At 46.4% G+C, this 13,770-nt stretch carries 12 protein-coding genes and 4 tRNA genes; 3 read left to right on the forward strand and 13 right to left on the reverse strand.

Features of this window, described 5'->3' with window-relative positions; translation table 11 throughout:
- From hflC to tsaE, 8 genes are all read right to left on the reverse strand, one after another.
- Positions 1–951 (reverse strand): protease modulator HflC, encoded by a 951-nt coding sequence (gene hflC, locus K6Y21_RS03730; protein WP_233070402.1) that lies wholly within the window; start codon positions 949–951, stop codon positions 1–3.
- Between the two features lie 2 nt (positions 952–953).
- Positions 954–2,105, reverse strand: coding sequence for an FtsH protease activity modulator HflK (gene hflK, locus K6Y21_RS03735; protein ID WP_233070403.1), 1,152 nt, complete (start codon positions 2,103–2,105; stop codon positions 954–956).
- A gap of 49 nt (positions 2,106–2,154) precedes the next feature.
- On the reverse strand, positions 2,155–3,441 hold the full coding sequence (gene hflX / locus K6Y21_RS03740; protein WP_233070404.1) for a ribosome rescue GTPase HflX: 1,287 nt from the start codon (positions 3,439–3,441) through the stop codon (positions 2,155–2,157).
- A gap of 52 nt (positions 3,442–3,493) precedes the next feature.
- Complete coding sequence (gene hfq / locus K6Y21_RS03745; RefSeq protein ID WP_233070405.1) at positions 3,494–3,742, reverse strand: RNA chaperone Hfq; 249 nt, start codon at positions 3,740–3,742, stop codon at positions 3,494–3,496.
- 72 nt (positions 3,743–3,814) lie between these two features.
- Positions 3,815–4,705, reverse strand: a complete 891-nt coding sequence (miaA, locus tag K6Y21_RS03750; protein WP_233070643.1) for a tRNA (adenosine(37)-N6)-dimethylallyltransferase MiaA — start codon at positions 4,703–4,705, stop codon at positions 3,815–3,817.
- 25 nt (positions 4,706–4,730) lie between these two features.
- Positions 4,731–6,650 (reverse strand): DNA mismatch repair endonuclease MutL, encoded by a 1,920-nt coding sequence (mutL, locus tag K6Y21_RS03755; RefSeq protein WP_233070406.1) that lies wholly within the window; start codon positions 6,648–6,650, stop codon positions 4,731–4,733.
- A 2-nt stretch (positions 6,651–6,652) separates the two neighbouring features.
- Positions 6,653–7,963, reverse strand: a complete 1,311-nt coding sequence (locus tag K6Y21_RS03760; RefSeq protein WP_233070407.1) for an N-acetylmuramoyl-L-alanine amidase — start codon at positions 7,961–7,963, stop codon at positions 6,653–6,655.
- Positions 7,960–8,421: a tRNA (adenosine(37)-N6)-threonylcarbamoyltransferase complex ATPase subunit type 1 TsaE gene (tsaE, locus tag K6Y21_RS03765; RefSeq protein ID WP_233070408.1), complete on the reverse strand. Its 462-nt coding sequence runs from the start codon at positions 8,419–8,421 to the stop codon at positions 7,960–7,962. Before tsaE ends, K6Y21_RS03760 begins: the two co-directional genes overlap by 4 nt.
- A 488-nt stretch (positions 8,422–8,909) precedes the next feature.
- On the opposite strand from tsaE, the gene queG reads away from it, so the two are divergent.
- Both queG and ppgK read left to right on the forward strand, forming a co-directional pair.
- Positions 8,910–10,040, forward strand: a complete 1,131-nt coding sequence (gene queG, locus K6Y21_RS03770) for a tRNA epoxyqueuosine(34) reductase QueG (protein ID WP_233070409.1) — start codon at positions 8,910–8,912, stop codon at positions 10,038–10,040.
- Positions 10,041–10,158: 118 nt separating this feature from the next.
- Positions 10,159–10,899 (forward strand): polyphosphate--glucose phosphotransferase, encoded by a 741-nt coding sequence (gene ppgK, locus K6Y21_RS03775; protein WP_233070410.1) that lies wholly within the window; start codon positions 10,159–10,161, stop codon positions 10,897–10,899.
- Between the two features lie 161 nt (positions 10,900–11,060).
- Here the strand turns inward: ppgK and K6Y21_RS03780 are convergent.
- The 5 genes from K6Y21_RS03780 to orn all read right to left on the reverse strand — a co-directional run bounded on the left by K6Y21_RS03780 (position 11,061) and on the right by orn (position 12,628).
- A tRNA-Gly gene (locus K6Y21_RS03780) sits at positions 11,061–11,136 on the reverse strand.
- A 196-nt stretch (positions 11,137–11,332) separates the two neighbouring features.
- Positions 11,333–11,408, reverse strand: a tRNA-Gly gene (locus tag K6Y21_RS03785).
- A 119-nt stretch (positions 11,409–11,527) separates the two neighbouring features.
- A tRNA-Gly gene (locus tag K6Y21_RS03790) sits at positions 11,528–11,603 on the reverse strand.
- A 120-nt stretch (positions 11,604–11,723) separates the two neighbouring features.
- Positions 11,724–11,799 (reverse strand) — tRNA-Gly (locus K6Y21_RS03795).
- Between the two features lie 283 nt (positions 11,800–12,082).
- Positions 12,083–12,628 (reverse strand): oligoribonuclease, encoded by a 546-nt coding sequence (orn, locus tag K6Y21_RS03800; protein WP_233070411.1) that lies wholly within the window; start codon positions 12,626–12,628, stop codon positions 12,083–12,085.
- An 87-nt stretch (positions 12,629–12,715) separates the two neighbouring features.
- Here orn and rsgA point away from each other — a divergent pair, with 87 nt between their 5' ends.
- A complete protein-coding gene (gene rsgA, locus K6Y21_RS03805; RefSeq protein ID WP_233070412.1) occupies positions 12,716–13,750 on the forward strand; it encodes a small ribosomal subunit biogenesis GTPase RsgA in 1,035 nt (344 codons plus the stop codon).
- Positions 13,751–13,770: the final 20 nt, after the last annotated feature.

The following is a 13,770-nucleotide window of genomic DNA, read 5'->3' on the forward strand; positions in this document are numbered from 1 at the left end:
CTATGGCGCCGCCTTAGTGGCTCCTTCCATATAACGGAAGAACTCGGAGTCAGGGCTTAGCACCATCACATCACTCTTATCTTTAAAGCTATCGCGATAAGCATCTAGGCTGCGAATAAATGCGTAAAACTCAGGATCTTTACTGTAGGTTTCAGCGTAGATTTTAGCGGCCTCTGCGTCACCATCACCACGCATTTCACGTGATTGACGATTTGCATCGGCTAGCATTACCGCCACTTTACGATCAATATTAGCGCGGATAACCGTTGCCTTTTCTTGACCTTGAGAGCGATGCTCTTTCGCTACCGCAGTACGCTCAGCACGCATCCGCTTGTAGATACTCTCACGCACTTCAGCAGGCAGTTCGATTTGCTTGATACGCACATCTAACACGCGAACACCTAGGTCGTCTGAGCCACCTTGAGCCAGTTCTCTTTCTTGCTCTTCGGTCAGTTCGGCTTCGTTTGATGATGTCGCATCTTCACGCTGCAGCTTTTGCAATGCATTGATCATGACGTCATCACGCTCGCCCGAAACGATTTCTTTAATGGTACGCGCACCTATTTCGTTACGCAGGGCATTACCCACGCGTCGTTTTAATAGGTCGGATGCCATATCAAAATTACCACCAGTCGAAAGATAGAACTTAGCAAAGTCAGCCACTTCCCATTTCACATAGGAATTGATGATAAGATCTTTCTTTTCTGAGGTAACAAAACGATCGGAAGCATCATCCAAGGTTTGGATCCTTGCATCCATGGTTCTGACGGTTTCCAGTAATGGGATCTTGAAGTGCAAGCCGGGATCAAAGATCAATGGCATGCCTTCGGCGTCACGCTGTACCTTACCAAACTTGATGACAATCGCTTTTTGGCCTTCTTCTACCACGAAGACCGAAGAAAAGCCCACTAACAAGCAAGCTGCAAGGATAATCAAAACTAGTTTTTTCATGATTATTCTCTCCCTGAGCGAATGCGCGAACCACGAATCGGCGCATCATTGATAGTGATATCTGTGTTATAAGTCGAGCCTAAATCAGGCTGCGGAACAGTCAGGCTGCTGTTTTTAGGCGATTTAGTCTGATTAGATTGCTCAAGAATTTTATCCAATGGCAAATACATCATGCTATTACTGCCCTTGCTATCAAGTAACACCTTGCTGGTGCTGCCTAACACTTCTTGCATGGTTTCAATGTACAGACGCTCACGTGTCACATCGGGTGCTGCGCGATAATGAGGTAGTAATGCTTCAAATCGTGCCACTTCACCTTGTGCTTGTAGGATCACGTTTTCCTTGTAAGCAATCGCTTCCTGTTCAATACGCTTCACTTGACCACGAGCTGTCGGCTCTTTCTCACGCTCGTAAGCTTCCGCTTCACGGATGAAACGCTCTTCGTCTTCTTGGGCTGCAATGGCATCATCAAAGGCATCTTTCACATCAACAGGTGGACGCGCAGGCAAGAAGTTAACGTCAATGATCTCAAGGCCCATGTTATACGGGGTCGTGATCTCTTCTAACTTGCTCCAGGTGTCACGTCTAACCACGTCACGACCTGTCGTCAACACGCTATCCATCACGGTGTGACCCACCACATAACGCAGTGCGCTATCCAGCGCTTGCGACAAACTGTCGTCGGCATTGGTCACGCTAAATAGGTACTGCTGAGGGTTAGACACTTTGTACTGAACGTCCATTTCCACTTCCACTACGTTTTCGTCAGAAGTCAGCATTGAGCCTTTACCACGTAAAGAACGGATCGTGTTAACGTCAACAGGGATAACTTCATCAATAAACTTAGGGTTCCAATGTAAGCCAGGCAACACGGTTTCATGGTAACCACCAAATCGCAGTACCACCCCTTTTTCGGCTTCTTTGATGGTGTAAAAACCGCTTACACCCCAAATCAACAAACCGATGATCAATACGATTGTGAGGCCAAAAGTGCTGACATCACCGCCGCCACCTTTGCCACCGAAAGTACCGCCAAACTTGCCACTTAGCTTTTTGAACACTTCATCTAAATCAGGTGGCCCCTGATTTTTATTGTTGTTCTGCCAGGGGTCGCGGTCTTTGTTACCACCATTTCCAGGCTCATTCCAGGCCATTCTATTCTCCACTTGCTAGAAGATATTAATCTGTAAATGTAACAGGCAATTAAGATGCAATAAAGGTTTGAATAACCTCTCCTTGCTGTTTTAAAAGGCGTTGCCAGTCCACCTTTGTCATGCGGATGTCGATATTCCAACCACCCGCATCATCAAACACTTCATGCTCAATGCAGTTTAATGCATATAAGGTACTGCGCAATTTCCCTGCCGTCGGGGGCAATGCTAAATGCTTTGATACCATTGCGCCAGCCAATCGCTGCGTTAATGCATTAAATAATATATCGATGCCCACCCCTTCTTTTGCCGAAAGGTAGACAGAAACAGGTACGTCTTGATCGTCATAAACGATCTTCGGTGTCATGCCCTCCACCGCATCAATCTTGTTCATCACGATCAATTGCGGCACATCTCCGGCATCGATTTCATCCAAAACCGATTGCACCTCGCGCATATTGTCCTCAAAGCGCTCATCAGAACAGTCCACCACATGGAGCAAGATATCTGCTTCACGGGTTTCTTCTAATGTCGCTTTGAATGCCGCGACTAAGTCATGGGGCAAATGGCGAATAAAGCCTACGGTATCGGCTAGGATCGCATTACCCACATCAGCAATTTCAATTTTACGCAGAGTAGGATCTAAGGTGGCAAAAAGCTGATCCGCAGCATACACCTCAGCCTGAGTTAAATGATTGAATAAAGTTGACTTACCTGCGTTAGTATAGCCAACCAAAGACACTGTGGGTATTTCATTACGTTGCCGTGACCGGCGGCCCTGCTCGCGCTGCTTAGCGACTTTTTCAAGACGGCGTAAAATCGCTTTTATACGTTCACGCAATAAGCGTCGGTCGGTTTCGAGTTGAGTTTCACCCGGACCACGCAAACCTATGCCGCCTTTTTGACGCTCTAAGTGGGTCCAACCTCGAATCAAACGGGTAGACAAATGGCGTAGCTGAGCCAACTCAACCTGCAATTTACCTTCGTGGGTACGCGCGCGTTGAGCAAAAATATCAAGAATCAAAGAGGTGCGGTCAAGTACGCGACACTGGCACAATTTTTCTAGGTTACGCTCTTGCCCCGGCGATAAAGCATGATTAAAAATAACCACATCAGCAGCAAACAGACGAACATGTTCAGCAATTTCTTCGGCCTTACCACTGCCAACAAAGTACTTAGGATGTGGGCTAGAACGACTTCCTGTCACGGTGGAGACTGCATTAACTCCTGCAGAACTGACTAACATTTCAAGCTCTACTAGATCTTCTCGTTCGCCTTCTTCACGAAAATCGATATGAACCAATATAGCCTGTTCACCTGCTTCATAACGGTCAAACAAGCAAAAAACTCCTTAAAAAAAGGTGGAGACTTGCTCCACCAAAAACAACAAATTATTCACCACTCTCACTGCCACCTGCTGAGCCTGAATGATGGCTAACAGGGCGCGCAGGGACAACGGTTGAAATCGCGTGTTTGTAAACCATTTGGTTTACCGTGTTCTTTAACAAAATAACAAACTGATCGAACGACTCAATTTGACCTTGTAACTTAATGCCGTTAACTAAATAAATTGAAACGGGAATCCTTTCACGACGCAAAGCGTTTAAAAAAGGGTCTTGTAATGATTGCCCCTTGGCCATTTGATTTTCCTTATTGTTTTGTTGTTATAAAAAATTAGCGTGACTTAAGATTATATACATGGATTATTTAATCTAGCCAATAACTTGTACAATTTTGTCAATATTTTCTCTAGCGCCAGGCTCAAGTACGACCAAATCTTGCCACCCCCGCAACCAAGTTATCTGTCGCTTCGCCAATTGGCGAGTCGCAACTACACCTCGATAGACCATTTCTTCGTGACTTAGTTCCCCATCGAGATATTGCCACATTTGGCGATAGCCAACCGAACGCATCGAAGGTAGGTCTAAATTCAAGTCACCCCGTTGCTTAAGCGCCCTAACTTCTTGCTCAAAACCCGCATCCAACATCTTCATAAAACGAGTTTCAATACGTTGGTGCAAGGTATGACGATCATCGGACATCAAGGCAAACTGATGTACCTGATAAGGTAGTGGTGGCGCTTTTTGTTGGGTTAATTCGGTTAAGGTTTTCCCCGTGATTCGAAATACTTCCAGTGCCCGTGACAAACGCTGCGGATCATTGGGATGAATTCGCTGCCCGGCAACCGGATCTATCTCTTTAAGCTGATCATGCAATACGCCCCAACCTAAGGTTTGCGCCTCATGCTCTATCTGAGCTCGAACTTGCGCATCGGCTTGCGGTAACGGTGATAACCCTTCTAATAGGGCTTTAAAGTACAGCATGGTACCGCCTACCAATAAAGGTGTACGACCGTTAGCGACCGCTTTATCCATCAAGGCAATGGCATCGGCGCGAAAATCAGCAGCCGAGTAGGACTCGCTGGGATCCAGAATATCAATCAAACCATGAGGCGCTTTAGACAACTCATCAGCGGTGGGCTTAGCTGTGCCAATATCCATTCCGCGATATATGAGTGCTGAATCAACACTGATCACATCACAAGGAATACGACTGGCAATCTCAATCGCCAAATCCGTTTTCCCCGAGGCCGTAGGCCCCATTAAAAATATCGCTTGTGGATCCGTATTATTCAACGTCAAAACTCTTTATTGTGGTTGCAAAATCAACTGGGCGCATCAGCTCAGCCTGATAACGTGGTAGCGCTTGCCCTAAACGTTTATCAAGTTGAATCAGTAATTGCTGCGCTTCTTGCCATTCAAACCCTTGTTTTAGCTCGCTCATGCGTTGTGCCAACCAATCGCATATATAGTCTACTTGCGGGCCTTGAAGTTCGCTCATTTGTGGTGCTAATTGCTGTAATAACCCCACAACTAGGTCGGTTTGTGGCAAATTGCGCATTTGTGGCGGCACCTGACAAACTATAATGGTGTCGCCATGCTGTGTTTTCAACTGCAAGCCTAATTTATTCAAGCTAGCTTGATGAAAGTTTGCTACATCAACCAAATGTTCGCCCGCCTTAATGGCGACGGGTAATAATAACGGCTGTGAAACACTTTGTTGTTGGAAGTATTCCAATAGCTGACGGTAAACCAAGAGCTGCCATGCCTTGGGGAGCGATAACAGTTGTAACTTACCTTGTATTTGCAGCAATAAATATTTTTCATCCACCAAATGCAGCGAGGCGCCAAAATGCCCGCTACTCGTTGCTACGTCTTGGGCTAAAGTCGACCCCCCTATTTCAGCCCCATGAGCTGGCGGACTCTGCGTCCATACGGATTGGGCCAAAGCCTGCTTTGTGGATGAAAACAATGGCGACCGAGGAGAATATTGACCCGCATTTTGCTTCAGGTCGTCCCTGTGATGGGAGAGTTGACCATCAGCATCTGCAAGCACCGCATTACTTTTATAGCCATGATTGACACCCCGGGCCTGAGTTTCACGCACTTGACGGCCCCCTTGGTCTGGGAGCTTAAAGGCGTCAGCCGGGCTTGCTTCATGGGTAGAGCCAGCCTGTTCACTCGTGTCTAGGCCATGATTCAGCGCGCTTGGCTGTGCAGTCAACGCATCGTTTAGGGTTTGCAGGATAAAATCATGCACCAAGCGGCCTTGATGAAACCTCACTTCGTGTTTAGCAGGATGCACATTGACATCCACTTGAGTCGGGCTTAACTCGATATAAATAATAAATGCCGCGTATAAATGAGAGGGCAATTTATCGGCATAGGCTTGTCTTATAGCATGATTGATGAGCTTATCGCGCATCATACGCCCGTTAACATAACAATACTGAACATCGTTTTGAGCCCTTGCGCCACTGGGCTCAACGATCCAGCCGGATAGTTTCAAGTCGCCATGCTCTGCATTAATGGCCAACGCGTGTTGCATAAACTGCGAGGAGCAAACTGCTGCCACGCGTTTTTCTTGTTGAGCTAAAGACAAGGCTGGACGAAAATTTTTCACCATCTTGCCATTATGTTTCAAGGTAAAATGAACCTTAAAGTGGCTCAAAGCAAGACGCTTGATCAAGGTTTCGATATGGCCAAACTCCGTCTTCTCTGAACGTAAAAACCGGCGTCTAGCAGGGGTATTAAAAAACAAATCAGCCACTTCAACTGTGGTACCAACCGGGTGCGCTGTCGGTTGCAGTTGAACGGCCATATCACGCCCTTCCGCATAGGCTTGCCATCCCTGTTGCTGCGCCTGCGTGCAAGAGGCGAAGGTTAACCGTGATACGGAACTGATACTGGCTAACGCTTCGCCACGAAAGCCCAAGCTAATAATGGCTTCTAAATCATCTAAACAAGTCACTTTACTGGTCGCATGACGACTCAGGGCTAATTCCAGCTCTTCCTTACCCACACCACAACCATTGTCACGGATACGGATAAGCTTGGCGCCCCCTTTTTCTAATTCAACATCGATCTTAGTGGCACCCGCATCTAAGCTGTTTTCCACCAGCTCTTTAACCACGGAGGCTGGGCGTTCAACCACCTCACCAGCTGCAATTTGGTTAGCTAAGCGAGGAGGCAGGATTTGAATGGGCATAATTAACTACTGGGGATCTTAAGTTCTTGATCAACGCGAACCTGATCTGATTTAAGGTTATTCGCGCGCTTAAGTTGTGCCACCGAGACACCATAACGCTTAGCGATCACAGACAGGCTTTCACCTCGTTGCACCACATGAGATTTAGCAGCAATGGAGGCATAATAAGTGCCTACGGGCGGGTTACTTTCGAAATGACGCTTCACTCCAACGAACACGGCATTGGCAATTTTTTTCTGGTGATTAGAGGTGCGTAGCAAGTTTTCTTCTTGTCGATTTGTGATAAAACCAGCCTCAACCAGTAATGACGGAATATCAGGCGATTTCAATACCGCTAAACTGGCGTGCTCCGGACGCTTCTTGTGCAAAGTAGTCACCTTCCCCAACTCCTTAAGCACCTCAACAGCCACCCCATAGCCGGTATTCATAGAATGATCCATCGACATATCGAGTAGGGTTCGAGTTAAGAACAAGTCTTGATCCGTTTGCTTGATCACTTCACCCGCACCACCTAATAGCTCCGATTGCTCTTCGTGTTTTTCTATCCAGCGACCAATTTCAGAGTTTGCTCGACGCGTCGATAATACCCATACTGATGCACCTCTTGGTTTGGGGTTATGAAAGCCATCAGCATGAATTGAAATTAATAAATCGGCTTGGGATTTACGGGCGATCTCCGAGCGCTTATTCAAATTAACAAAGTAATCGCCGGTGCGGATCAAGACCGCTTTCATCCCTTTTTGGCGATTGATTAATGCGGCCACCTGCTTAGCAATGGCTAAGGTTACATTTTTTTCATAGGTTCGTTTACCAAGTGCCCCGGGGTCATCACCCCCATGGCCTGCATCAATCGCAATAATGATGTCCCTTTCACCCTGCACATCAGGGGCGGTGACTTGTTTTGGCGCTTTAACCACAGCTTTAGCCTTACCGTGGGGTAAATCTAACACCAAGCGATGACCATAAGGCTTAGTCGGTGTTAAGGAGAACACCACAGGCTTGGTTGCTTGATGCAGGTCGAAGACTAAACGATAGGTCCCTTTCACTTTTGGTGTACTAGTTCGGATCTTTTTTAGCAGTGGGCTCGTGTTTTTGACCTTAGTAAAATCAAACTTGGTGGCAGGACCATGAATATCGACCACGATACGGTCTGGCTTAGTTAGCAAAAAGTAGTCATGTTTGGGCGCAGCACTTAAATCTAAAACCACCCGTGTACTGTCGGGTGAAGGCCAAATCCTGACCCCTTGTAACTCACTTGCCCATGCGTTCACACTCACAATTAACAAACACAGCAGTGTTAGAAGCTTATTCATTCAATTGACTCTAAATTACTGATAATCTGTTGTCCCACAGTCGAACAAGAAATCAGTTCAACTTCCCTTTGCTCGCCACTGTATTTTAACTCAATGCGCAAGTCAGGCTCAGGCAACACACCTTGCCCTTTATCTGGCCATTCAATTAAACAATGGCTCGTGTCACTGAAATAATCTCGGATCCCCATAAACTCCAGCTCTTCTGGATCCCCAAGACGATAAAGGTCAAAGTGAAATACTTGCCATTGGGGTAATTCATAAGGCTCAACTAAAGTATAAGTCGGACTTTTCACCTTACCTTGATGCCCTAACCCTTGAACAAAGCCTCTGGTAAGGGTTGTCTTACCCGCGCCTAAATCACCATAAAGGAAGATACAACTGGCCTGTTCGCAACATTGGCTTAGCTTTCGACCAAACTCAACAGTGGCTAAATCATCTACTAGAATCGCTTTAAACATTTAAATGAACCAGAAATTCAACAATCAGGCCAAAACAAGGCGCCCTTTGACCCATGGGCATCAACATGGGACTATACCTTAGAGCCACACATATAATAAAGGGCTCAAGCGAGTAAAATAACAGCAGGTTTTAACCTATCTCTCATTGTTAGGGCCTGTTGACCTTTTGAGCTTGTTTTTGCAGCGATTTGTTGGGTATTTATACAAGGCAGCGACTTTGTGGCATAGTAACCTACGCGAAAAGGCGCTAACGCAGTAGAAATGACCAACAAACGCTGTCCTGTGGATTCGGCTAAAAGCGTTTTGATCATCGTTGAGCCGTATTTACTTAGAATGCTAAGTTACACACTGCTCGCCTTGCCCAAAACGCTTTTATCTCGAACAAAAATTAACCGCGAAAGGTCAATAGGCCCTACTACTACATCAAATCTACGGCAACACTAACGACTGTGATAAACTTCTCACTTTACTTTGGTAACTGTGTTTCTATGGCCACTCTCGATCTTGTCCAACTTGCTGATGATATTAAACAATGGGGCCGCGAGCTTGGCTTTGCTCAGATCGGTATTGCAGATATCGACCTGTCAGCCCATGAACCCGAGTTACAGCAATGGTTGGATGCTAACTATCACGGTGAAATGGACTACATGGCCCGCCACGGCATGATGCGCGCCCGTCCCGATGAACTTCACCCCGGCACCCTTAGAGTCATCTCTGCGCGAATGGATTATTTGCCGCCCGATGCGAGCTTTGCCAAGGATTTAAAACAGCCCGATATCGCTTACATTAGTCGCTACGCTCTGGGTCGTGATTACCATAAAACCTTACGTAAACGGCTAAAACAACTTGGCGAAAAAATCAAGCAAAGTGTGCCAGAGCTGGACTATCGACCCTTTGTCGATTCAGCACCGATTTTAGAGCGCCCCTTAGCCGCAAATGCGGGTTTAGGCTGGGTCGGTAAACATTCGCTAGTGTTAGATGAACACGCGGGATCTTGGTTTTTCCTCGGTGAGCTGTTGGTCAACATCCCCTTACCCACAGACCAAGGCGTCGAAGAAAAGTGTGGTCACTGCACCGCCTGCATGACGATTTGCCCAACACAAGCCATCGTAGAGCCCTACGTGGTGGATGCCAGGCGCTGTATCTCCTATCTCACCATCGAATTGCAGGGCGCGATCCCCGTTGAATTTCGTCCATTGATAGGCAACCGCATCTACGGCTGCGATGATTGCCAATTGATTTGCCCTTGGAATCGTTATGCCAAGCTAACCAATGAGGCTGACTTCATGCCCCGCGCCGCACTCAAAGGGCAGCAGCTACTGACCTTATTCAACTGGAGTGAAGCCGAATTTTTAGAGCAAACACAAGGCTCCCCCATTCGCCGCATTGGCTATCAACGCTGGCAACGAAACTTGGCTGTTGCGCTAGGCAACGCACCACACGATCAAGCTATTATTGACCGCTTGCAAATCGCACTAGGGCAATGCGAATCAACCATGGTTGCTGAACATATTCAATGGGCTTTAATACAACAGCAACAAAAGGCTGATTTAATGCTGACCAAAAAAACACAACGATTAATTAGAAGTATCGAAAAAGGCCTCCCTCGCGACGCTTAACTCGCGCCATTAATTATTCGACTAAGCTCAAACTTAAGCATTTCAAATGCAGCCTCTCTCTTGTTTAATCAAGAGTGCCAAGGCATGCTGACAAAAACAGGTAATAAAGGTAAAACTAATGCAAATATTAGGTGTTGATATTGGCGGCTCTGGCATCAAAGGTGCCATAGTAGAAACAACCACAGGTGAACTGGTCACTGAACGTCACCGTATTCCAACTCCGCAACCAGCAACGCCAGAATCCGTGGCTGACACATTAAAGCAATTGGTTGACCATTTTGACTGGCAAGGTCCGGTAGGCTGTGGCTTTCCCGCGACCGTAGTCCATGGCGTAGCTAAAACCGCATCTAACATCGACAAGAGCTGGATCAATACCAACGCAGCCGCGTTGTTTAGCGAGCGTACCCACTGCCCCTGTTTTGTGGTCAATGATGCAGATGCCGCAGGCATGGCGGAATTTACCTTTGGCGCAGGCCAAGGTAAAACCGGAGTCGTGGTATTGATTACCATAGGCACAGGTTTAGGGACGGCGGTATTCACCAATGGACAACTGTTACCCAACACCGAACTCGGCCACATAATGTTAGAAGGCATGGTTGCCGAGCACTACACCGCCGATTCAGTGAGAAAACGAGAAGAACTGGGCTGGAACAAATGGGGAAAACGGTTTAACAAATACCTACAACGATTAGAATTTTTACTATCACCAGACTGTTTTATTCTTGGTGGCGGAGCCAGTAAAAAACTAGAAAAATTTGCCCACCAGCTTGAAACGGATGCCGAGGTGATCCCAGCACAGTCCCTTAACCAAGCAGGCATTATTGGCGCGGCTTTATTTGCTCAGAGTGAATTAAAATAGCTCAATTCTTCAATAAGAGATCAGAAGGTGGCTTTGACCGCCTTTTTTGTCATCAAGATAAGTTGATAGTTGAAGCTAATATTTTGCTGCACTGCTTCGAAGGTAAAAATTTTAATATTGGATAGGGTATTGCGTAGGAGTAGAAAATAGGGGTAGGAGTTTGGAGCGGTACACGAGGTTCGAACTCGTGACCTCAACCTTGGCAAGGTTGCGCTCTACCAGCTGAGCTAGTACCGCTTCATTATTAGCTCATTTTTACAAATTATCACAACTAAGGTTGCGACTCTTTATACGGCAGCTGAGCTAGTACCGCTTCATCATTAGCTCATTTTTACAAATTATCACAACTAAGGTTGCGACTTTTTATACGGCAACCGAGCTAGTACCGCTTTATTATTAGCTAATTTTTAAGACTTAAGCTCTGTCGTAAATTTGGAGCGGTACACGAGGTTCGAACTCGTGACCTCGACCTTGGCAAGGTCGCGCTCTACCAGCTGAGCTAGTACCGCTTCATGATTAACTCATTTTTACAAATCATCTCAACCAAGGTCGCGACTCTTTGTACGGCAGCTGAGCTAGTACCGCTTCATTAGTAGCTAATTTTTATGACTTAAGCTTGTCGCAAATTTGGAGCGGTACACGAGGTTCGAACTCGTGACCTCAACCTTGGCAAGGTTGCGCTCTACCAGCTGAGCTAGTACCGCTTCATGTTTAACTCATTTTTATAAATCGTCGAACCAAAGGTCGCGACTCTTTACGCGGCAGCTGAGCTAGTACCGCTTCATTATTAGCTAATTTTTAAGACTTAAGCTCTGTCGTAAATTTGGAGCGGTACACGAGGTTCGAACTCGTGACCTCGACCTTGGCAAGGTCGCGCTCTACCAGCTGAGCTAGTACCGCTTCACATTTAGCTCATTTTTATAAATCATCGAACCTAAGGTCGCGACTCTTTATACAGCAGCTGAGCTAGTACCGCTTCATGTTTAACTCATTTTTATAAGTTATCACAACCAAGGTCGCGACTCTTTATACGGCAGCTGAGCTAGTACCGCTTCATCGTAATCAAACCACACCAATACAGTAGTGCCATTTGCCTACGGGAAGCGAATTATAGGGAGCTTTCGTTTCAATGCAAGTCTTTTTTCAATTCTTGAATCGTTTGCTTATAAAACCAGCGAAGTGGTTAAAAAGTGAAAAAGTGTTGCTTATAGTGAACCAATTCGCCAATGGATTCACGAATATCATCCAATGCTAAATGAGTACCTTGTTTCTTAAACGCTTTAACCATATCAGGCGCCCAGCGGCGGCCAAGCTCTTTGATGGTACTCACATCAATATTGCGATAATGGAAATAGGCTTCCAGCTCGGCCATGTGCTTCACCATAAAGCGGCGATCTTGGCCGATACTGTTTCCACACATAGGCGATGCCCCTGCCGGCACCCACTGCTTAAGGAAATCAAGCGTCATGGCGACGGCGTCAGCTTCCGAATATTGGCTTTCTTGAACCCGCTTCACTAAGCCCGAGTTAGTATGAGTGTTGGTACACCAATCATCCATTTTGTCCAATTCGGTTTGGGGTTGGTGGATTGCGATCACTGGGCCTTCGGCCAAAATATTAAGTTCACTGTCCGTGACAATAGCAGCAATTTCAATCACCTTGTGTTGCTCTGGATCCAAGCCGGTCATTTCCATGTCTACCCACACAAGATTGTTTTCATTTATGCTCATTATTGTCTACCTGTTTAATTGCAGTAATTTAATCATAATAGCTGTATCATACGCTGTTTAAGATTTGAGACAAAGTAAAGGTATCAAGTGGCCAAAAAAAAGCGCTTAAGCAATAACCAAACTCGGCGAGTCAGAGCAAACCAAGCCAAGCGATTAAAAACAACCGCCACCGAGCAGTTAGACGAATCCTTGTTTGGCCAACCGATTCAAGGGGTGGTTGTCAGCCGCTTTGGCCAACACGCAGATATTGAAGATGAGCATGGCCAAATTCAACGCTGTAACTTAAGGCGTTCAATTAAGTCTTTGGTCGCCGGTGATAACGTCGTTTGGCGCCCCAGCACAGTGCAAGATCAAGGCATCATAGAAGCGGTGCATCCGCGTCAAAGTGTATTAACGCGACCAGATATGTATGATGGCATTAAGGCCATCGCCGCTAACATCGACCAGATCATTATTGTATCGGCCGTGCTGCCTGAATTTTCCACTAACATTATCGATCGCTATTTAGTCGCGTGTGAAGAAACCGGTATCGACCCCGTTATCTTGCTTAACAAGGTCGACCTACTTGACCAAGAGGCGTTCGCCGAGCTCGACACCAGACTGCAAATCTATCGCGATTTAGGCTATCAAGTCTTCATCAGTTCAGCCCAAGATGGTAACGGCTTAGGAGCCATTCAAGAGCTATTAAAAGACAAAACATCGATTTTTGTTGGTCAATCTGGCGTGGGTAAGTCTTCTTTAGTCAATGCCTTGATGCCACAAGTAGAGGCGACGACAGGGGAAGTATCGGAAAACTCAGGGCTCGGCCAGCACACCACAACAACCGCGCGCCTCTATCACTTTCCTCACGGTGGCGATTTAATTGACAGCCCGGGGATACGTGAATTTGCACTATGGCATTTAGAGCCCGAACAAATATTCGATGGTTTTGTTGAGTTACGCGCCTTAACTGGCGCTTGTAAATTTCGTGATTGTAAACACAAATCAGACCCCGGCTGCGCCATTGTTGAAGCGGTAGAAAATGGTAAGATCCACCCATTAAGGTATCAAAGCTACCTTCGTATCACCGATGCCATGGCAGAAAACAAACCAACTCGGGTGATCCCTGAGCATAAACGTTAATTAAACCGACTCGGCCGCCG

The sequence above is a fragment of the Motilimonas eburnea genome (assembly GCF_021295345.1).
Classification (GTDB): Bacteria; Pseudomonadota; Gammaproteobacteria; order Enterobacterales; family CBDFNC01; genus Motilimonas; species Motilimonas eburnea.

Bases quoted from the DNA above. Each gene is read 5' to 3' on its own strand.
- hflC (WP_233070402.1), bottom strand. From the start codon at position 951: ATGAAAAAACTAGTTTTGATTATCCTTGCAGCTTGCTTGTTAGTGGGC.
- hflK (WP_233070403.1), bottom strand. From the start codon at position 2,105: ATGGCCTGGAATGAGCCTGGAAATGGTGGTAACAAAGACCGCGACCCC.
- hfq (WP_233070405.1), bottom strand. From the start codon at position 3,742: ATGGCCAAGGGGCAATCATTACAAGACCCTTTTTTAAACGCTTTGCGT.
- miaA (WP_233070643.1), bottom strand. From the start codon at position 4,705: ATGGGGCCTACGGCCTCGGGGAAAACGGATTTGGCGATTGAGATTGCC.
- mutL (WP_233070406.1), bottom strand. From the start codon at position 6,650: ATGCCCATTCAAATCCTGCCTCCTCGCTTAGCTAACCAAATTGCAGCT.
- K6Y21_RS03760 (WP_233070407.1), bottom strand. From the start codon at position 7,963: ATGAATAAGCTTCTAACACTGCTGTGTTTGTTAATTGTGAGTGTGAAC.
- tsaE (WP_233070408.1), bottom strand. From the start codon at position 8,421: ATGTTTAAAGCGATTCTAGTAGATGATTTAGCCACTGTTGAGTTTGGT.
- queG (WP_233070409.1), top strand. From the start codon at position 8,910: ATGGCCACTCTCGATCTTGTCCAACTTGCTGATGATATTAAACAATGG.
- ppgK (WP_233070410.1), top strand. From the start codon at position 10,159: ATGCAAATATTAGGTGTTGATATTGGCGGCTCTGGCATCAAAGGTGCC.
- orn (WP_233070411.1), bottom strand. From the start codon at position 12,628: ATGAGCATAAATGAAAACAATCTTGTGTGGGTAGACATGGAAATGACC.